The sequence below is a fragment of the Pseudoalteromonas fenneropenaei genome (assembly GCF_042643375.1).
GTDB lineage: Bacteria > Pseudomonadota > Gammaproteobacteria > Enterobacterales > Alteromonadaceae > Pseudoalteromonas > Pseudoalteromonas fenneropenaei.
The window spans coordinates 130,084-149,133 of record NZ_JBHRSD010000011.1 but is presented as its reverse complement, the minus strand read 5'-3'; the positions used below and the strand labels follow the sequence as shown (position 1 = coordinate 149,133).

Sequence of the window (19,050 nt, the reverse complement as noted above, 5' to 3'; positions counted from 1 at the left end):
GACATGTTTGGACTGTTTAATAAGAAAAAAACACAGCCAATTAAGAAGCAAGATTACTTTGGCTTTTTTGGTAAGCATGCCATTCAAGCGGATTTTATCAAGCATCAGGTCAACAGCCGTGAGTCTATTGCTCTGGATCATTGGGTACAAGAAGGGATTGCTGCGGTGGGTCGTATGCAGCGCGACGATAAAGTCGAATTAGGTCGTAAGTCTTTGTTTATTATCGCGGGTGGGCCGGAAGAAAGTGCGCTCGTGGGTGTTATTAGCGCCAGTCGTGACAATATCGGTCGTAATTATCCCTTCGTGAATTTTGTGTTTGCCAGTAGCGCTGACTATAAAACCCATCCTGCGTTTTTGTTTTTGCTGGAATCATATAGTTTGCAGAACATTAGTGCGGTGCATGAAAGGTTATTGCAAAGCAGCAGCAAAACCGTGATGGAGTCGGTACTTAGCGAACAAGAGCTGGTTGCGCGGCAGTTAATGCACTGTGGCGATGTCAGTGACGCAATTGCACAGCTGCGGAAAATGCCAATGCTGCAAATTTGGCAAGCACTACAGTATCAAGACATTGAAGCCAGAGCACGTTTAATTGGGGAATTGGCGAGTATTTTAAAAGCGGTGGCGAATCGCGGCTGCTTACGCACTCAGTTTGGTATTCGCTTACCTATGCCCACAGATTGGCAAGCGGCGATGTTAGTTGGTGGTTTTTGGCTTAATTTAATCACCAATGCGGTTGCTGATCACAATTGGCAACCTTGGGTTTTTTATCAGTTTGGTCATGAAGAATTGCCAGCTTCCATGGTGGTATTTTGCCGTCCGGTGCCCGCGTCATACTTTGACGCCATTTATTTACCTGAGCAGCAAGGCACGTCGGCAATTGATTTAACCCAGTTAAAGCTTTCTTTACCGGTTACTAAAGCGGCGATGGATCTCGCAATTGCGGACAATATGAGTATTTTTGACGCGTTACGTAGCTGGAGTAAAGTGTAATGGCGCCGCACCAGTATCACAGTTGGCAAGCTTGGCATGAAGCGCTGCTGCAGCCGTGTCTTCCTGAGCCGTGCGGTGAAGATTTAATTTATGACGAGCGCTTTAAAACCTTAAAAGCGTCATCGTCGGGCGTGGCGGAATATGATTTTAAACGTCTGTTTGTCCTCGCAAGTGAGTTAGCAGAAAAAGAAAGCAAAGACTTCAGGGTCTTGTCTTATTTAATGCTCGCAGCGAGCAGTGAATTTGGCATGACTGGTCTTTTGGCGAGTTTTAAGTTGCTTAATGACAGTGCGCAGCAATTTGCAGAGGCGTTATATCCACGCAAGGAAAAAGCTCGTTTAGCCGTACATCATTGGTTTTTACAGCAACAAGAGCGGCTCAAAGGGATCTGTGAGCATAAAGGCAACATTGCGGCAGCTGATTGGCATGAATTGCGTGCTGAATTAACGCGTTACCGTGACAGTACATTGCCACTTTTAGACAAAGACGCAGGTCCACTTGCAACCTTACAGGCTTGGGTTGAACAAGGCTGTAAGCAAAATCCCATTGCCCAAGCTGCGGCTGAGGTTCGCGCAAGCGAGGTACCAGCAACAAGTAACCCCATACCAGTGGCCAATGCAGTGCAAGCAGAGCAGGTAACGGTTGCGCAATCTGCTGCTGTGGCAATGCCAGTGCAAAATACCGTGAGAGCTGAGACGCCTGTCGTCAGCAATTTACCACCGGCAACAGATATTAGCTCGGATAGTCAGTTTTTAGCAGTAGTGCGCAGTTTACTTAGTCATGACAAAGAAGCAAAAAACTACCTCCGTATGATGATGCTGGCTAGGGCAGCGCGATGGGGCAGTTTGATAATTCCACCCCATGACGCCAACGGTAACACACGCGTGCCTGCACCGCGGGAAACTGCTTTGGCGCCAATCAATCACGCCAAGCAGCAAGGTCATTTTGAACAAGCTTTGGTATTGGCTGAAAACGTCTTTATGGAAGGCGCCATGCAATTCAATTTGGATTTACAGCACAACATTGTTGGCTTGCTGCGCCAAGCCCAATTATTGGACGCGGCAAAGTGGTTAGAACATGAATTGAGTGGGTTGTTAGCGCGTTTTCCGATGCTTGGCAAACTTAAGTATGACAATGGTCAGGCGTTTTGCAGCGCCAAAACCGCAGCTTGGCTGGAAGAGTTAGCTGCCGTACAAAGTGCCACAGACACGTCTACCAGCGAGGTTGATAGTTTGCTAGAAGCGGAGCAAACCGCCTACGCCTTAGTTGACCAAGGTGAAGTTGCACAAGCATTGCAGACTATCGCGATTTTGCCTAATCGCAGTGCCTTTGATGCCGCACAGTTACAGCTCTTGCGCGCCAAAATTTTACTTCGTAATGAGCAATATGCGCTGGCACAACCGTTATTTGAACAGTTATTGGAGCAAATTGAACAGCATCAACTGGCGCGCTGGCAGCAAGCTTTCGCGTTACAGGTTTGGCGATTTGCGAAGCGATGTTTTGCTGGCTTAAGCCAAACATCGGACGACGAGTTTTCCGTTAGGGCCAAGGCGATTGAAACGCGGATGTTGGTCACGGATACCGCTACGGCCATAGCTTGGCTGTAAATTAGCACACTTAACAGTAGGAACAACTTCGAGGGAACAAAGTATGTCAGATACCTTCCAAAAAGAAATACCAAGGGCTCGCGTTAATATCGCGCTAGAGCTCGATACCAACGGGGCGTCGCAAAAAAGCGAATTGCCTTTGAAAATGTTGGTTATTGGTGATTATTCAAATGGTAAAAATCAAACCGAGTTTGCTGAACGTGAACGTGTTGTGGTTGATAAAAACAATCTTGAGCAAGTGCTTAAAGATATGGCGCCACAAGCGAAATTTCAGGTCGCAAACAAGATTAGTGGTGAAGGTGAAATAGGTATCAATCTAACATTTGACAATTTTAAGGCCTTTGAACCTGAGAATGTTGCCGCGCAAGTGCCAGAGCTGAATAAGATGATGGCAATGCGTAATCTGTTACGTGATTTGAAATCTAACCTTTTAGATAACTCCACACTGCGTAAAGAGTTAGAGCGTATCTTACAAAGTCAGCCAGAGTTGAGCGAGCTAAAAGCCAAATTGGATAGTGTGGCGCCGCTTGATGAACAAGCACAGCGACGCAATGAAGAGCAAGGAGCTTAATCATGTCAATTCATGAAAATCTCAATGTTGCCAGTAAAGTGACGCAAACGACCGAACAATCGGTTTATGACTCGATTTGCGGTTTAGTGTCTTTAGCTCCTGTGGTTGAAGCGGTAAGTTTAGATACTTTTCGTGACCCACAAAAGTTGGCTGAAACGAAGACGAATGAACGTTTAACAGCCGCGATTAATGTCTTTTTAGACATGGCGAGCCAAAGCAAACAAGAGATCAACCGTATCGATAAAACGCTATTGGATGAATACATCGCCAAAGTGGATAAAATTATCTCAGCGCAGCTTGATGCAATCTTGCACCATAAAGAATTTCAGCAAGTGGAATCAGCTTGGCGCTCATTGCGTTATTTGATCACACGTACGCCCAATAACGCCAACGTTAAAATTGAAATGTTGGATGTGAATAAAGAAACGCTGCGCGAAGATTTTGAAGAAGCACCAGATACCACACAGTCTGCACTTTATAAGCATGTTTACACAGCAGAATATGACACGCCGGGTGGTGAGCCAATTTCAACTATGGTGTCAAATTTTGAGTTTGATTGTTCAGCGACGGATATTTCTTTGCTCCAAGAAATCTCACGTGTTTCAGCTGCTGCGCATTGTCCATTCTTAGGTACTGTGGGTGCCAAGTTCTTCTTAAAGGACAATTTAGAAGAGGTCGCTAAAATTCAAGATCTTGCTTCTTACATGGAAAGAGCTGAATTTTTACGTTGGAAGAATTTCCGTGAGTCTGAAGATTCACGTTATGTTGGCCTTGCTTTCCCGCGTTTCTTGATGCGTTTACCGTATGGTGACATGAACCCAATTCGCAACTTCAACTACCAAGAAGATGTGAGTAGTGCCGACCACGAAAACTACCTTTGGGGTAATGCGACGTTTGCTTTTGCGGCCAATATTATTCGCAGTTTCCACAATCATGGTTGGGCGGTGAATATCCGAGGTCCACAATCAGGTGGTCGCGTTGATAATTTACCTCTGCATTCATTTGAAGCAGGTCGTGGCTCTGAAACTAAGATCCCAACAGAGGTACTTATCTCTGAAACCAAAGAACTAGAGTTTGCGAATCAAGGATTTATCCCTCTGAGCTACTATAAAAACTCTGACTTTGCGTGTTTCTTCAGTGCCAACAGTGCGCAAAAGCCACAAATATTCGAAACCCCAGAAGCAACGGCCAATGCACGGATCAACTCACGCTTACCCTACATCTATTTGGTATCGCGTATTGCCCATTACTTAAAAGTGATCCAGCGCGAAAACATTGGTTCAAGTAAGCCGCGCCATGAGCTCGAGCAGCAATTGAATGATTGGCTAGGGGCACTGGTGACCAAAATGAATAATCCGGACGAGTCGCTTATTGCTACCCACCCACTTAAAGATGCCAAAGTCTCGGTAGCTGAGATCCCTGGTAATCCTGGGTATTACCGAGTGAGCACTTATGTGGTTCCGCATTTCCAAGTTGAAGGTATTGATGTACGCCTAGCGCTAGTGGGACAAATGCCCGGCGAAAAATGAAAGCCAGATGTTATTCCGGTGAAGCGTATATAGGGCAGAGAATTCTGCCCATTATCAAGGATGAAAAGGAGTTTGAAATGAAATCTCCAAATATTACTGGTCTAGAGTTTTTCAAAAAAAGCAGCGAGATTTTGGAAAAGGTAAGAGAAATAACTAAAAAGACAGATCAATACTTTGATGCTTTAAGTTTTGTAGCGTTTGCTTCTAAATTTGTTTTTTTACTTATTTTTAGTTCATCAATTTCAGCAAACAGTTTATCGGAAGAAATTGTGTTTTCTAAAATAAAACTTAAGCAAGCCACAGTGTCATATACGTCAGCGATGCAAGGTTGTTTTGAAAATGTTCGGAAGATTAAAGTGAGTGATTTGGATTTGGGGAAGGTCGAAGTGGAAGAAGCTGTGATTGCAGTTAATTATTTCCACTATGTTGCGTTAAATGAATGTATGAAAAGTGATTATGTCACGTTTTTAAAGGCGGCAGAGTATTATCGGAAAACTTCAAATTCAGCTGACATTGGAGCACGTGATTTTGTGCTTGATACATGGACAGAAGAGCTGAGGGCTGAATACGAATTTCGCCAATTGCCCTCGCAGACGCAAAACCACTTCTTGAAAATGGAAATATTGAGAGCTCCATTTGATGTCGTAAGCCTAGTGATAGAGTTACGCGGTGAATAAATTTTGTTTTTAATAATATTGATATTGGTAATAGATGTTATATTCCATTAATCTCAAAGCTGAGTATTTTATTTGGAAAGTAATTTTCCTAGTTCAAGTTTTAGTGGTGTTATTTTCAACATTTGAAAATCAAGCGTTGGTTGATGTTGGAAGGTGGGGTTTATTAATTGGTAATGTGCTCGGTGTTTTTGATGGTTTGGTTTTTGCTGCTAACTTATTGCTTATTTTAAAGGTTCGAGCTTTAAGTGAAATTGTGTGGCTGGTGGTAGCTTGGGTTTGGTGGCTTCTGAGTGTTGTTCAATTAATGTATGAATTTTATTTGGGTGGTTACACCACATCTGAGATGCTTTTTATGGTTAATATAGTTTGGTTTTTAATAATTTTTTCTTTGCCGGTTTTTAGATATGCAAAATTTTTGTCGGAACCAAATAAAGTCAACGTTTAATCTAAAAGAATAATGGTTGCTTAGTTTTACTTGGTAACTAAAGATTGGTAAATAGCTGGAGGTACCCAGCTATTTACCGAAGTTCCCCGTGGCAAAAAGCGCGGTGCTTTTGGGGAGCTAACATAGCTAAATTGCTAGTTAGCACTATGCCTTTGAAATCAGGAAACAATACATCTTAAAAGGAGATAACATAAATGGCAATTCCTGCGTATATGTGGTTAAAAGATGACCAAGGGAATGACGTTAAAGGGTCTGTAACCGTTGCTGAGCGTGAAGGTTCAATCGAAATTTTACATTTCGACCATGAACTTCGTATTCCAACAGACAACGACACAGGCGAACTGACAGGTACTCGTAAGCACGAGCCATTCGTGATCACCAAAGCGGTTGATGCTGCAACACCTTATATGTACAAAGCGTGTTCTAACGGTCAAACCCTTAAGACGTTAGAGCTTAAGTGGTACCGCATTGATGATACTGGTACTGAGCGTGAGTATTTCCGTCACACGCTGGAAGATGTGAAAATCACGTCGATTTCACCAACCATGCACAACGTGAAAGATTTGGACAAAGAGCGTTATCCACATCTTGAAACCGTACATATGCGTTACAAGCGCATTACTTGGACTTATTTAGACGGCAACATTGAATTCTCGGATTCATGGACTGAAGGCCGCTAATTTGTCGACCCTATTTGCTGCCTGAGTGATGTTGCTCGGGTGGTAAATAACTCGCAAAAAGCTAAGTGTGCTAAGGAAGCACTGCGGTGCTTCCTTTTTCGGGATGAAATGGTATGGCGTTATTCGATTTTTTGGCAAATGACCAAGCAAAGCGCAGGCTTCAACGATTCGATGTCAATGAATTGGAAAGCGTGCGGCTGCATATTACCCAATTGTTGAATGCCCGCCGCGGTGTACTGCGTCATCTAGAGCATTATGGTTTGCCAGATGTTGAAGATATTTACGAAGGCTTACCGTATTCCCAGCACAAATTAGCCAAAGAAATTAAAACCTTAATTGAAACTTTTGAACCCAGAGTCAAATCGGTGTGGGTCGAGCCAGTCGATATCAATACCGATGACTATGTTATTCGTTTTGACATTAAAGCCGTTTTAGACAGTGGCCAGCATATCCATTTAAGTAGCAAATTTGCCACCGGAGGACGTGCTAATGTACTCAACCAACGAGAAGAAATATGAGTCAAGAGCAAGGATTGAAACAGTATTTTGATGCGCAAATGCGGCTATTGATGCATGCCGGTAAGCAATTTGCCCAGCTTTATCCTGAACATGCCAGTCTCTTGAATTTAGACTCGGTTAAAGACCGTGATCCCCATATTGAACGCCTCTTGGAAGGCGTAGCGTATTTGACGGCGAATATTCAAAAACGCTTAGATGAGTCTTTACCCGAAATTTCACAGCAAGTGTTAAGGCAATTGTGCCCCATTTTATTAGATTACTATCCTTCCACAACGGTAGTGCAATTTCAGCCAGCCGTGATGCTGCAAAAAACCGAGCACTTGCCAAAGGGCATAGAAATCACAACGCAAAGTGAGCTGCTTGACGATGCATGTCGTTTTACCACCACAGTGGCCGGTCAGTTATTGCCAATCGTGGTGAGTGATGTGCAGTATCAAGAGTCGCACCTTGGTGCCAAATTAGTGGTCACGCTGAAAAAGTCAGTACAAGCACCGCTACAAGATTTCGACTTAAGCCGTTTGCGTTTTTATTTATGTGGCGATACCAGTTTACAAAGTAGTTTGCTGCAATTGATGACAAAAACTAGTCAAGCAGTGCAATTGGTTATGCCATTTACGATGGCGATGCAAACCAAACCAACCTCATTGACTGCTCAAGTGGCGCTGTTAGATGCACAATCAGCCAATTTACCCACTGCGTCCTTATGTCATCCAGCTTATTCCTTACTACTTGATTATTTTAACGGTAAAGAGCGTTTTTATTTTGTTGATGTGCTTGGCTTAGATAGCCAAACCTTGCCAAGTGATTGCGATAGTTTTCAACTTGAGTTCCATAGTGTCGCTAAGTTACCACCAGGACATCGCATTGGGGCTGAGCATCTGAGACTGAATTGCGTTCCTGCCATCAACTTGTTTAAAGCTGAGGCTGAGCCTATTCGCTGCGATTTTCGTCATACTGAATATCAAGTAATTGTTAATGCTGCAGCGCGCGGTAAAGTATTTTGTCACAGTATTTTAGACGTTCACAGTCGCTCAAGTGCGACAGGCCAAGCAATCAAGTTGTCGTCTCGGTACAAGGCAGTATTTGACGATGAGCAACCCATTTACAGTATTTTGAGTAAAGATATTGGTGAAATGGTGCCGAGTAGTTTTATTCAAATTCCCGTCGTTGATAATGCTGATCAGTTAGTACTTTCAACCCAAGTGCTGGCCTCGAATGCTGCCTTGCCAAGACAAACGGTATTTGAAGGCGATTTAAGCAAACTTAGCCAAGCACAAACGGGTGTGCAAGTGGTTAAAAACGTCATATTGCCGAGTAATTTCACTAAGGCACCAAATCAGTCCAGGCATTGGCAGTTAATTAGTTTACTCAACTTGAAATTCTCAGAGATCACCGAAATCGCACAATTGCAGCGTTTATTGCGCCTATTTGACTGGTCTGGACGCTCTGAAAATCTAAACCGTATTAAAGGGCTGCAAGCGATTCAGGTCAAGCCCCTGAGTATCATGAAGCACGGCATGTTTTTGCGTGGTATGGAAGTGCATTTACATATCGAAGAGAGTTACTTTGCTTGCATTGCCGATGTATTTCATTTTGCCAATACCTTGCATCATTTCTTTGTGATGTATGCACCGATAAATGAATGTGTGCAAAGTAAGGTGACCTGTTTGCCATCGCAAACGGAGTTTAACTGGGCAATTGCAACAGGGTTGAGTGAGAACCTATGACTACGCAGCCGCAAAATCCAATCTGGGCCAAGTTGCCTGAGCCCATCCTGAAATTGTTGGAAACGCCGTGGCAATTTGGTTTGTTTCCGGCGATTGCAATGTTGGAAAAACATTGGGCGTCTGAAGGGGAGCTTAGTAAAGGGCTTAGCGATAGAGTGAAGCTCACGCCATACAAGGAATTTGGTTTTCCCGGTAGTGACTTGCGGGCAAGCCAACTCAAAATTGCCGGTAAAGGACAAATTCAATTAAGCAGCGCCTATTTTGGTTTATACGGGATAGATTCGCCACTTCCTCATTATGTTTTAGAGCAAGCGCTAAGGGACGATGAGAGTTCGGCCCGTACGCGCGCGTTTATCGATATTTTTAACCACGTTTTATATTGCCAGCTCTATCAAGCATGGCAAAAAAGCCAAAGTGGTCATAGCGGCATTGGCAGTCAACAATTCGATGCCGTCATCGCCGCCGTGTTGCAAAGTAAAGAAGCGAAAAAAAGCCATTTAGGCATTGCCAGCTTAAAACAAACCAGTGCGGCAGGTTTAACTCAACTGTTGCGCCAAGCGTTGTCGGTTGAGTGCTTGCAATTAGATGACTTAAAACCGGTGTGGCAACCTCTAAGTGAAGTAACACAGCTTGGTCAAAAGGGCACAACCTTAGGGGCGAATACTTTGCTCGGTGAACAAGTATTGGTTTCAGGAACGAGGGTGGCTATTCATGTTGGACCGCTCTCTACCTATGAAGCGGAACATTTCAAACCACATGGTCAGCAAGGGCAACAATTAGCGCGGCTAATGGCGCACCATGTCAGTTGCGATATTGATTGGCAATTGGAACTGGACGTGATCATGCCCGCACAGCCCGCGTTACATTTTGGTGAAGAGATCAAACTGGGTGGTAATGCTTGTTTAGGGGCACGCGAGCAGAAACAAACGCGCATGCGCTATCAAAAAGTGCAATTCGCAATCAATTAAAAAAGGAACGTAAGGGATCCTCATGGACGCCATAAGCATAAAACAACTGATCAACAAACTGAACGGCCATTGTGCCAAGGTGTTAGAAACCGCAGCCGGTTTTGCGGCCAGTCGGCAACATTATGAAGTCTTGCCAGAGCACTTTTTGCTTAAATTGATGGAAGAGGGCAATGACGGTGATATGCAGCGTGCATTGCATTATTTTCAGGTTGATCAAGATGCTATTTGGCGCGCCTTATTGGATTTTATTCATGGTCAACGAGCTGGCAACCCAGGCAAACCGGTATTCTCCAAGCGCTTATTTGATTGGTTAGAACGCAGTTGGCTAAGTGCCAATGTGAAGCAAGGTGAAGATTGGATAACGGGGGCGGCGTTACTTGATGCGCTACTAGACTTAGTACCTTACGGCCCCGTACTCGAATTGCCAGAGCTGCTGAGTCGCGTTGATGGTCACTTCTTGAGTGCCAATTTAAACAAAATCTGCAAACAATCTAGCGAGCGCTGCGGCAGTGTCGCGCAGCAGCAGTCAAACGATGCGGGTTATGCAGCACAAGGAGATGCGCTTAGCGCCTATTGCGAAGATTTAACTGCGAAGGCGCAAAACGATAAGTTAGATCCGGTATTGGGTCGTAATGATGAAATTCGTATGGCCATCGATGTGTTATGTCGGCGCCGAAAAAACAACCCTATTTTGGTCGGTGATCCAGGTGTCGGTAAAACCGCGGTGGTTGAAGGTCTAGCGCAACGTATTCAAGCGGGTCAAGTGCCTACAGAGCTACAAGGCGTGCGGATTATGGTACTCGACATGGGGTTATTACAAGCCGGTGCTGGGGTCAAAGGTGAGTTTGAACGCCGCTTGAAACAAGTCATTGATGAAGTGAAAAATGCTGCAACGCCGATCATTTTGTTTATTGATGAAGCACACACTTTGATTGGGGCGGGTGGTGATGCCGGCATGAGTGACGCGGCCAATTTGCTAAAACCAGCCCTAGCACGCGGTGAGCTACGCACTATAGCGGCAACCACGTGGAGTGAGTTTAAGCAATATTTTGAACGCGATGCCGCTTTAGAGCGTCGTTTCCAGATGATTAAAGTGGATGAACCCAGCGAGCAAGCTGCACAATTAATGTTAAGTGGTCTTAAAGAGCGTTATCAACGTCATCATCAAGTCTTTATCACTGATGCTGCTATTGCCGCGGCGGTCACTTTATCTGCACGTTACGTCACAGGACGCCAACTGCCTGATAAAGCCATCGATGTGTTAGACACCGCGGCGGCCAAAGTGCGGATGTCAGCGGCAGTAGAACCAAGTGACATCGAGTCGCAGCGCGAGCATATCCGCTTTTTGGAACATCGTTTAACGGCCTTAAACATTGAAGCCAGCCGTGGCATTGTTTGTGATGAAGCGTTACTGCGCAGCTTAGACAGCGAGTTATTGCTTGCCACACAGCGCTTACAATCCCTTGAAGCTCAACACCAAGCCCAGCTTGGGTTGCTCACCAAGTTGTTAAGTACAGCACCAGATGATTTAGTTCAGCAGCAACAGCTACGCGCAGAATTAAAAGCCCAAGGGCAAGATGGCAATGCGGTTTATGCGCAGGTGGACGCGGATGTGGTCGCCAGTGTCATTGCCCAATGGACCGGCGTACCCGTCGGTAATATGGTGCGTGACCAACTGAGTGCACTACTATCTCTAGAACAAGTGATAGGCCAAGAAGTGATTGGTCAAACGGAAGCGCTAGGTGCTATCGCGCAAACGTTACGAGTCAGCAAAGCGGGTGTAAGCAGCCAAATAGGACCTTTAGGGGTATTTTTATTGGCGGGTCCGTCTGGGGTAGGTAAAACCGAAACCGCACGTTGTATTGCGCGTAGCCTGTTTGGTGGCGAAAAGTTTCTTACCACCATTAACATGAGTGAATACCAAGAGGCACATACTGTATCTCAGCTAAAAGGCTCACCGCCGGGCTATGTTGGATACGGTGAAGGGGGGGTACTCACTGAAGCCGTGCGCCAGCGCCCATATTCTGTGGTGTTATTGGATGAAGTGGAAAAAGCCCATCCTGATATTATGAACTTGTTTTATCAAGTGTTTGAACGTGGTGTGATGCGTGACGGTGAGGGTCGAGAAATCGATTTTAAAAACACCGTGATCATTATGACCTCCAATTTAGGTGCGAATACTATCCTCGAGGCGTGTGAAGCACCAGCGCTGAACGTTACTGCTGACGAAACCGAAGGGGATATCGAAGGTGTTGCACCAATCAATAATGCGGCAGATTGGCAGCGTCCAACCCTTGGTGAGTTAAGCCAGTTGATCCGTCCTGAATTACTTGCACGTTTTGCCCCAGCGCTCTTGGCGCGAATGCAAGTGGTGCCTTTTTATCCGCTGGAAGGTGAAGCGTTAAAGCAAATTGTGGCGCTAAAATTGGCGCTGGTTGCTGAGCGCTTGCAAGCAAACCATCAAATGCAATTACGGGTTGATGCGCAAGTATTAGAGGCGCTCGCTGAGCGTTGTCGTTTAAGTGACAGCGGTGCGCGATTGGTGTCGGCAACCTTGGAGCAGCAAGTGCTACCAGGGATAGCCAAATCAATACTGGGTTTTTTAGCCGAAGACGATGTACCGGATATTCTAACCCTCACTTTGGATGACGCAGGGCAGATCTGCGCAGACTTTGCGGATATTAACCACTAAGCCAAGGAGCACAAGCAATGGGACTTGCTTTTTTTGACGAACTACAAGCGAACGCAAGCCAGTTTTCAATCAACATCAAAGGGTTACCTGATGCATTGGTGACGGTCAGTGATTTTACTTCGCACGATGATGCCATGGCTGAAGACTTCCATTTCAACGTTCGAGTGGTGGCGAAACAGGCCTTACAAAGCAAGCAATTGCTCGGGCAAGACGCAACGCTGTCGTTATTGTGGAGCAATAGCGTGCGGACATTAAGTGGTTTAGTTAGCGAAGTGGTTGGTCATGGTCAAAATCAGCAAGGTTATCACTACACTGTGGTGATAAGCTCATTGCTCACTATGCTTAAGCATAGCCATTCTAATCGGATTTTTACTGGGATGAGTGTCGGTGACATAGTGCGTAGCGTGTTACAAAAGGCGGGGTTTCCAATGGCTCGCTTACAAGTGCAAGCTCGCGGCCCCGTACGCGATATGACAGTGCAATATGACGAGTCTGATTACGAGTTTGTAACCCGCTTAATGCGCCGTTATGGCCTAGTATATAGCGTTGTTGAAGTCTCACCTGGGGTGAGCAACTTAGTGGTGGTTGAGCGAGCATCGTCGCTCAGTCAATTTAACCCGCCCGTGACGTTAAGTTATGTCCCACCGAGTGGCCAAGTGAGGTTAAGCGAAAGTGTGTTTGCGGTAAGCGAGCGTGCCACTTTAACCACTCACTCGGTACGTTTCGATGATTACAACTACATGACACCGGGCAACGTCAGTGGCGCTGAACAAAATCGCACCAATAATCCGGGCTTTGGCCAGCAGCAACAGTATGGTTTAAATGCCAAAACCGATGCGGAGGCAAAAAGTCTTGCAAAAGTGGCGCAAGCTGCACTGGATTGTCAGCGCCATGTGGTGATTTTTGATACCGATTGTCGTGCGTTACGCCCAGGTACATTGCTGACGTTGCAGGATCACCCTGAATTTAGTGGTACTTATTTAGTGATCCGCGTTGAGCATCAAGGTAGCCAAAGTCATAGCTTACATTACGGCGACAATGTAAAAGGCTTGACCTACAAGAATCAGGTCTATGCGATTGCTAACAACGTTGATTTTAAAGCCGAAGTGCAATCACCGCGACGTGTATTTGCCACCTTTAGTGCCACCATAGAACAAGAAGTCGACGACAAAGGCGAATATATGGTCAATCTACCGTTTAATGTTGATGGCGAAGGTCAAGCCAGTAAGCCCACAAGATTGATGCAGCCTTACGGCGGTGCCGGACATGGGATGCATTTCCCGTTAACCGCTGGGACAGAAGTCCTAGTGTGCGGCGAACATGGTGATCTAGACCGGCCAATTATTCTTGGTGCGTTATATAACCAAAATGCGACAAGCCCAGTCAATGCCTTTAATCCCACCGAAAATCGCTTAGTCACCCGAGCTGGCCACAGTTTGTTAATGGACGATAAAAGCGCGCAAGAGAAAATAGTCCTTGCGACCAAAGAAGGTAAAAACAAACTGGAGCTAAACGCAACTGAAGGTGCTCACTTTGCGGAGCTCGCGAGTCAAGACGGCGATCTAAAACTGAATGCCAAAGAGTCGGTGCAATTTGAAGCGGGTGGCAATATCAATCATAGCGCCAAGCAGAATATTACCTTACGTGCCGAGCAGGCTATCCAAATGCAAAGCATAGAAGGGAATATCGAAGTTCGAGCTAAGCAAGCCTTATCGCAAGTAGCGCAGAGTGATGTGCACCTGGTTGCAAGCGAAGGCGCGTTAGCCATGAAAGCGCAACAGGAAATGAAACTGCAAGCCCGTGATGATGTCAGTGTTTATAGCAGTAATGGCAACCTTGAGCTGCAGGCTAAACAAGGCGAAGTAAACATTCAAAGTGGCAGCAATATCACCATTTCTACAGGTCAGCGCGGCAGTATTCAGCTATTACAAGGGCGCAGCAGTGTGGAAATTGATGCAGCAGGAAACCTGAGTATTGACGCGCAAAGCATTACTTTATCAGCGCAAAATATTGTGATTAAAGGCAAGGCAACTTCGAACAATTAGGGATAATGATGACAGCACAACTTTTATCGTTTTTTACCCAAACTAGCGCGCTGGTGGTGCAAGTGAGTAAGGTGGATGAATTGGGACGGGTGATCCAAGTTAGCTTAAACCAAGGACAACACACTGAGGTTGCGGTGATTGGTCAGCTTGATAGCGTGAGCGCCTGCCAAGTAAACGACCCCGTGATCGTATGGCATACCAATGCCGGTTGCGTGGTGATGGGCAAACTATTGACTGCCAACGAGGCGCCAGCTGTGTTGCCGCGTGATGTACAAGGGCAAGTGTTACTGAATGCCAGTAAAGCCATTAGTCTCAGCTGTGGCAAAAGTCAGATTGAATTGCTTGCCGATGGCTCGCTGCGACTGGAAGGCACCGAAATTGACGCCCAAAGTGAGCGAGATTTTAATCTCATAGGTTGGCCAATTCGGTTGAACTAATGATGTTTGCAAAGTTAAACCGTGCTGCTCAGCACCAAAAACGCGTTGCAGTTTTAGCTAAACAACGTATTAGATTACAGCAAGTTGGGGTATATCCGGCGGCACGCATGGCGGTGTTAGAGTCTCAGTTACTCAATCATATTTATACCCTAACCACGCATGACGCGTTGGCAGAGTTAGCGGGTTTAAAACTAGAGCAACTGGCCACGCAAGATTGGCAAAGCTTTTGCCTGAATGCTGAAAATGCGATGCTGATTGAAAACAGCAATTTCGATTTGCTGGCGTTATGTTGTACACAGCTGCTCAAAAGTCTCGCACCACTGTCTATAGAGTCGCTAATGGCGCTCGGGCGCGAAAATCCCACTGCGCTCAACTTGTTATTGCAACACCCCGATAATTGGAATGTACAGCCAGACACGGCCGCAATTAATTTGTTGCTTGAACAACCAGACAATGGCCCAGCAGCATTAAAGTATTTTTTGCTCAGCTATATCGACGCGCCGTCTTTGGTGTCAGAAGCCTTAGCCCATAGTGATTTCGAGTTAATTTATCCTGCCTTTGTCAATGCCTATCTAAGTCAACAAACTGGCCTGACCGAGCAGTGCTTTGTGGCCTTTGCACGCTGTGATAACCCAGCACAGAAAGCGCAATTACTCGCTGTCGGCGGGTTAACCGGCGATATGCGTTGGCAAGAAATAGCCGATGAATTTTGTCGTCAGCATCCTCAGTACTGTGCTGATGTATTAAGTCATTTTCAGCATAAATCCGCCCTTAAACTGGTGATAGGTTTATTAGATTTTGCCCCTTGTATGGCTGGCGCTAATTCGGCATGGCTGAATTTAACAACTAAAGCGCTCAAACAAGTACCGCAATTAGCAGCAAATGGCAGCACGGCACAATCAACCTCAAACCTCAATATGGCCAAACGCAGTTCAAGTGATGATGCCATCTATGCCGAGCAGCAACTGCGCCAACAACCGGGGCAGTGGGTGTGGCAAGGTGTCAGTTATGATAAAGCCAACGCATTGCCTCTGCTGCGCCAATTTGCTGGGCTGTATAGCCAACGTGCGTTGTGCCATGCGTTACCCAAGGCGCAAGGTGCTTGGGCATTTTGGTGTGCCAATAGCAGTACTCAGTTGTGGCAAAAAATGGTGTGGCAGAAAATGTCGGAGGGTGCATGCTAATTAACGAAACAAAGTGGCAAGCCGCTGACTTTGCTAGTTGGTCAGCCTCAGGCGATGCGCAACATATTGTGGTTGTGAAACAAAGCTATGAATTTGATAGCCAAGGCAAGTTGTGCCCGCTCAGCCAAGCACCAGATCTTCAAAGTGGCGATGAGTTTAACGGTGAAGGCGCGGCGCAATATCTTACAGCCGCGAATGAACTCGTACCTTACAAACAAGGTATTGAAATTTATGGTAACTTTACTGCTTACCCGCCTAAAGGCCAAGCGGTGCGCGTTATTGAAACCCAATTACAATTATCGGATGGGGAGGGTAAAACCTTACTCAACAAAGTGCTGAGGGTAACAGGGCAGAGGCAATGGCGACGCAGTTTACTCGGGCCAGTGGCAAGTGAGCCGGCTTATTTGCAACCACTCACAATGACCTATGACAATGCGTTTGGTGGCCAAAGCTCAGGCAGTAAAGCCGAATTCAGTGCAGAGAACCCCGCAGGGAAAGGCTACAAGCTCAGTAACCGCGATGCCATAGGTAGCCCGCTACCGCAAATTGAATACGCGCACAGCCAATATCGCAAGCCCAGCCATAATGCATTGGTGGCGGGTTATGGCCCGTTGCCACTTCACTGGGCACCACGCGTTAACCAGTTACCCAAAATAAACGAAGCGAAATTAATGCTAGGGGAGTTCCCCTATAGCAAAGCACTGGCTGATGATTTTTATAACTACGCCCCACGTGACCAAATCGTCACGGCGCCTTTTGCACCCAATTGGCAGCTGCGTTTAAGTGGTTTTGTGGCGGAGCTCTCGTATCAACATGCTTTGACACTCAAATTACCCTTTGAGCCACCAGAGCTGAGTGTGCACAGTGGTTTGCAAAGCATAGCGCTAGACATGAAGTGTGACACGCTGGTGGTTGATACCGAGGCACAAAGACTGAGTTTGATTTGGCGCTGTGGGTTTGCGCGGGCGCAAATTAAAGCCAACAGCCATATTGTGCTCACGCAACAAGGAGGCTGACGATGCAATATCTTGCACATATTAATGCTACCGGCAGTTGTTTGGCGACTTTTGCGACCGCACTTGAAAACCACATGTACTTTGCTGAGCCAAGTCCCTTTATGGTGCAGTATGACAGCTCCCTCACGGCACCTGTGATGCGTGTGACTATTCCAGAACTGGATGACTTAGACCGTGAATCAAGGTTACTGCTTTTGCTGCAAGGTTTGATCCAAGATGATAGCGTCAGCACTTTACTCAACAGCAATGCGGTACAAAAAATCTGTTTTATTACTCCCCATGAATTTGGCGAGCCAGTGCTTGGCGATGCACTGCTTGAATCGCTGTTGCGCGATAACAAAGTCGCCGCAGTGTCGTTTTCCCAGCAGCCAAGTTTAACTGCAAATACCTTAGTGCTAGGGACGTTAGTATTATGCGCTGACTCAACGGTGGGCGCAGAGCAAATTCTCGCTCGCGAGGCTAGCCAGCTCCAAGTACTTGACGGCCCATTGGGGAAAATTCCCGGTGAAGGAGCCTGTGCGTTTTTTGTTGGTGGGCAAACGCAAGTAACAGAGCATGCGTATGCCGGCGCACTGCACGAGCAGTTACAAGCTGCCAATGCAACTGCCGATGAGCTTTATCTCTTTGGCGGTACGCCAAATGAGGCATGGCAATACCACTGGTACGCAGCCAGTCAAAAAATATATCAAGCTGAGGATGCTGTTATTGAAATGCTCGACCCCAATGTAGTGTGTGGTCACACGGGCGTCTGTCAGCCTTGGATGAACTTAGTGGCGGCAATTGCTTTATTGCGCAGCCCTTTTCACCGTGCGCGTCAGCGGGTGTTAATGTTAGATAACGACAATAATGCGCAACTCATTGAATATGCAAGGAGCAAATAACATGAGCTATATTGGAGCCGGACGCGGCAAAGCAGCCCAAAGCGTGCAATATGATATTGATGCGCAAAATGCGGAGCTCAGAACGGGTGGCACGCCAACTTGGCGCCACAATAATGCGACTTTATTGCCGCTTAATGTTAGTGCCAGAAGTCATGGCGCGCTTGGGCAAGCCAATGGCGTAGCCATATTTGCAGATAAAGCCAGTAGCGAACAGGCGTTTTTAGCTGAACTTGAGCGCCCAAAATATGCCAATATGACGCTAGGCCAATTGGTTAACCAATTTATCCCAACTTATATCATCCCTCCACCCGAATGGGATGAAGAAAAAAACGCTCCAATTCTACCTCACAACGAGCCTGAAACCGGTATGGATGTGAATAAGCCAGTTACCGACAAACAGAATTTGCTCAATTTAGTCAGCACAAAATTAGGCTGGCAAGCGGGCCAAGTTGAAACGCTCGTTAAAGACGCCGATAGCGAAGCGCCTGAAACCAGTACGGTGAGTAACAATAATTTACTGATCAATGGCAAAACCGCCGTCCATGTTGACAGTGGCGGGGTACTTAACACTATCGATGTGTGTTTAACCACCGTGCCCATGGTTGGTGTTATTCCCATTCCTTACGGAAATGTTGCCAAAGCAGAGGATATTTCTGGCGTAGCAGATTCAGTTAAAATTCAAGGTAATGGCGCGGCCCATATCAAATGTACCTTTACAAAAAGTAAAGGCGATAGCCCCGGCGATAAAAAAGGCATTATCAGTGGTACAGTTGAACAAAAAGCCGAATTTATAACCTGCAGTACCAATGTGCTGATTGAAGGCAAGCCCGCTGTACGCCAAGGCGATTTAATGATCTCCAATAATAAAAACACCCCACCTTCGCCACTGCGCCAACCCGGTGGCGCCAATCCACAAGGATTAAGGATTAATAAGCGTGGTAATACACAACTGCAAACCAATGATAGCCGTGCGGTTATTGTTGTTAATTCACAGCAAGGTCGGATGTTGAGCGGACAGGGCACATTTACCTTTACGCAAGCTGCAGAGCAAAGTGAACGTCGTTTAGATCAGGGAGAGTAGCC

At 46.1% G+C, this 19,050-nt stretch carries 17 protein-coding genes; all 17 read left to right on the top strand.

What is annotated here, in order from left to right:
* Nucleotides 1-3: 3 nt before the first annotated feature.
* Nucleotides 4-990, top strand: a complete 987-nt coding sequence (tagF, locus tag ACFOEE_RS06490; protein ID WP_377122224.1) for a type VI secretion system-associated protein TagF — start codon at nt 4-6, stop codon at nt 988-990.
* On the top strand, nt 990-2,597 hold the full coding sequence (locus tag ACFOEE_RS06485) for a type VI secretion system domain-containing protein (RefSeq protein ID WP_377122221.1): 1,608 nt from the start codon (nt 990-992) through the stop codon (nt 2,595-2,597). The genes tagF and ACFOEE_RS06485 overlap by 1 nt, the downstream gene beginning before the upstream one ends.
* A 43-nt stretch (nt 2,598-2,640) precedes the next feature.
* A complete protein-coding gene (tssB, locus tag ACFOEE_RS06480) occupies nt 2,641-3,168 on the top strand; it encodes a type VI secretion system contractile sheath small subunit (RefSeq protein ID WP_377122218.1) in 528 nt (175 codons plus the stop codon).
* A 2-nt stretch (nt 3,169-3,170) separates the two neighbouring features.
* Nucleotides 3,171-4,697 (top strand): type VI secretion system contractile sheath large subunit, encoded by a 1,527-nt coding sequence (tssC, locus tag ACFOEE_RS06475; protein WP_377122215.1) that lies wholly within the window; start codon nt 3,171-3,173, stop codon nt 4,695-4,697.
* A gap of 77 nt (nt 4,698-4,774) precedes the next feature.
* On the top strand, nt 4,775-5,374 hold the full coding sequence (locus tag ACFOEE_RS06470; protein ID WP_377122212.1) for a hypothetical protein: 600 nt from the start codon (nt 4,775-4,777) through the stop codon (nt 5,372-5,374).
* Between the two features lie 34 nt (nt 5,375-5,408).
* Nucleotides 5,409-5,819: a hypothetical protein gene (locus tag ACFOEE_RS06465; RefSeq protein ID WP_377122209.1), complete on the top strand. Its 411-nt coding sequence runs from the start codon at nt 5,409-5,411 to the stop codon at nt 5,817-5,819.
* 194 nt (nt 5,820-6,013) lie between these two features.
* Complete coding sequence (locus tag ACFOEE_RS06460; RefSeq protein WP_377122206.1) at nt 6,014-6,499, top strand: Hcp family type VI secretion system effector; 486 nt, start codon at nt 6,014-6,016, stop codon at nt 6,497-6,499.
* Nucleotides 6,500-6,612: 113 nt separating this feature from the next.
* Nucleotides 6,613-7,017: a type VI secretion system baseplate subunit TssE gene (tssE, locus tag ACFOEE_RS06455; protein ID WP_377122203.1), complete on the top strand. Its 405-nt coding sequence runs from the start codon at nt 6,613-6,615 to the stop codon at nt 7,015-7,017.
* Nucleotides 7,014-8,744 (top strand): type VI secretion system baseplate subunit TssF, encoded by a 1,731-nt coding sequence (gene tssF / locus ACFOEE_RS06450; protein ID WP_377122200.1) that lies wholly within the window; start codon nt 7,014-7,016, stop codon nt 8,742-8,744. The genes tssE and tssF overlap by 4 nt, the downstream gene beginning before the upstream one ends.
* Nucleotides 8,741-9,712, top strand: coding sequence for a type VI secretion system baseplate subunit TssG (gene tssG / locus ACFOEE_RS06445; protein WP_377122197.1), 972 nt, complete (start codon nt 8,741-8,743; stop codon nt 9,710-9,712). Before tssF ends, tssG begins: the two co-directional genes overlap by 4 nt.
* A gap of 22 nt (nt 9,713-9,734) precedes the next feature.
* On the top strand, nt 9,735-12,404 hold the full coding sequence (gene tssH / locus ACFOEE_RS06440) for a type VI secretion system ATPase TssH (protein ID WP_377122194.1): 2,670 nt from the start codon (nt 9,735-9,737) through the stop codon (nt 12,402-12,404).
* Between the two features lie 17 nt (nt 12,405-12,421).
* Nucleotides 12,422-14,449, top strand: a complete 2,028-nt coding sequence (locus ACFOEE_RS06435) for a type VI secretion system Vgr family protein (RefSeq protein WP_377122191.1) — start codon at nt 12,422-12,424, stop codon at nt 14,447-14,449.
* A gap of 8 nt (nt 14,450-14,457) precedes the next feature.
* Complete coding sequence (locus ACFOEE_RS06430) at nt 14,458-14,886, top strand: hypothetical protein (protein WP_377122188.1); 429 nt, start codon at nt 14,458-14,460, stop codon at nt 14,884-14,886.
* A complete protein-coding gene (locus tag ACFOEE_RS06425) occupies nt 14,886-16,070 on the top strand; it encodes a hypothetical protein (RefSeq protein ID WP_377122185.1) in 1,185 nt (394 codons plus the stop codon). Before ACFOEE_RS06430 ends, ACFOEE_RS06425 begins: the two co-directional genes overlap by 1 nt.
* Entirely contained in the window at nt 16,064-17,086 is a 1,023-nt protein-coding gene (locus ACFOEE_RS06420) for a DUF2169 family type VI secretion system accessory protein (RefSeq protein WP_377122182.1), read from the top strand. The genes ACFOEE_RS06425 and ACFOEE_RS06420 overlap by 7 nt, the downstream gene beginning before the upstream one ends.
* Nucleotides 17,087-17,088: 2 nt before the next feature.
* Complete coding sequence (locus tag ACFOEE_RS06415; RefSeq protein ID WP_377122179.1) at nt 17,089-17,967, top strand: hypothetical protein; 879 nt, start codon at nt 17,089-17,091, stop codon at nt 17,965-17,967.
* Nucleotide 17,968: 1 nt separating this feature from the next.
* Nucleotides 17,969-19,048: a DUF4150 domain-containing protein gene (locus tag ACFOEE_RS06410; RefSeq protein WP_377122176.1), complete on the top strand. Its 1,080-nt coding sequence runs from the start codon at nt 17,969-17,971 to the stop codon at nt 19,046-19,048.
* Nucleotides 19,049-19,050 lie beyond the last annotated feature (2 nt).

Excerpts from the sequence above, each read along its gene's own strand:
- tagF (WP_377122224.1), top strand. The coding sequence starts at position 4 with ATGTTTGGACTGTTTAATAAGAAAAAAACACAGCCAATTAAGAAGCAA.
- ACFOEE_RS06485 (WP_377122221.1), top strand. The coding sequence starts at position 990 with ATGGCGCCGCACCAGTATCACAGTTGGCAAGCTTGGCATGAAGCGCTG.
- tssB (WP_377122218.1), top strand. The coding sequence starts at position 2,641 with ATGTCAGATACCTTCCAAAAAGAAATACCAAGGGCTCGCGTTAATATC.
- tssC (WP_377122215.1), top strand. The coding sequence starts at position 3,171 with ATGTCAATTCATGAAAATCTCAATGTTGCCAGTAAAGTGACGCAAACG.
- ACFOEE_RS06470 (WP_377122212.1), top strand. The coding sequence starts at position 4,775 with ATGAAATCTCCAAATATTACTGGTCTAGAGTTTTTCAAAAAAAGCAGC.
- ACFOEE_RS06465 (WP_377122209.1), top strand. The coding sequence starts at position 5,409 with ATGTTATATTCCATTAATCTCAAAGCTGAGTATTTTATTTGGAAAGTA.
- ACFOEE_RS06460 (WP_377122206.1), top strand. The coding sequence starts at position 6,014 with ATGGCAATTCCTGCGTATATGTGGTTAAAAGATGACCAAGGGAATGAC.
- tssE (WP_377122203.1), top strand. The coding sequence starts at position 6,613 with ATGGCGTTATTCGATTTTTTGGCAAATGACCAAGCAAAGCGCAGGCTT.
- tssF (WP_377122200.1), top strand. The coding sequence starts at position 7,014 with ATGAGTCAAGAGCAAGGATTGAAACAGTATTTTGATGCGCAAATGCGG.
- tssG (WP_377122197.1), top strand. The coding sequence starts at position 8,741 with ATGACTACGCAGCCGCAAAATCCAATCTGGGCCAAGTTGCCTGAGCCC.
- tssH (WP_377122194.1), top strand. The coding sequence starts at position 9,735 with ATGGACGCCATAAGCATAAAACAACTGATCAACAAACTGAACGGCCAT.
- ACFOEE_RS06435 (WP_377122191.1), top strand. The coding sequence starts at position 12,422 with ATGGGACTTGCTTTTTTTGACGAACTACAAGCGAACGCAAGCCAGTTT.
- ACFOEE_RS06430 (WP_377122188.1), top strand. The coding sequence starts at position 14,458 with ATGACAGCACAACTTTTATCGTTTTTTACCCAAACTAGCGCGCTGGTG.
- ACFOEE_RS06425 (WP_377122185.1), top strand. The coding sequence starts at position 14,886 with ATGATGTTTGCAAAGTTAAACCGTGCTGCTCAGCACCAAAAACGCGTT.
- ACFOEE_RS06420 (WP_377122182.1), top strand. The coding sequence starts at position 16,064 with ATGCTAATTAACGAAACAAAGTGGCAAGCCGCTGACTTTGCTAGTTGG.
- ACFOEE_RS06415 (WP_377122179.1), top strand. The coding sequence starts at position 17,089 with ATGCAATATCTTGCACATATTAATGCTACCGGCAGTTGTTTGGCGACT.
- ACFOEE_RS06410 (WP_377122176.1), top strand. The coding sequence starts at position 17,969 with ATGAGCTATATTGGAGCCGGACGCGGCAAAGCAGCCCAAAGCGTGCAA.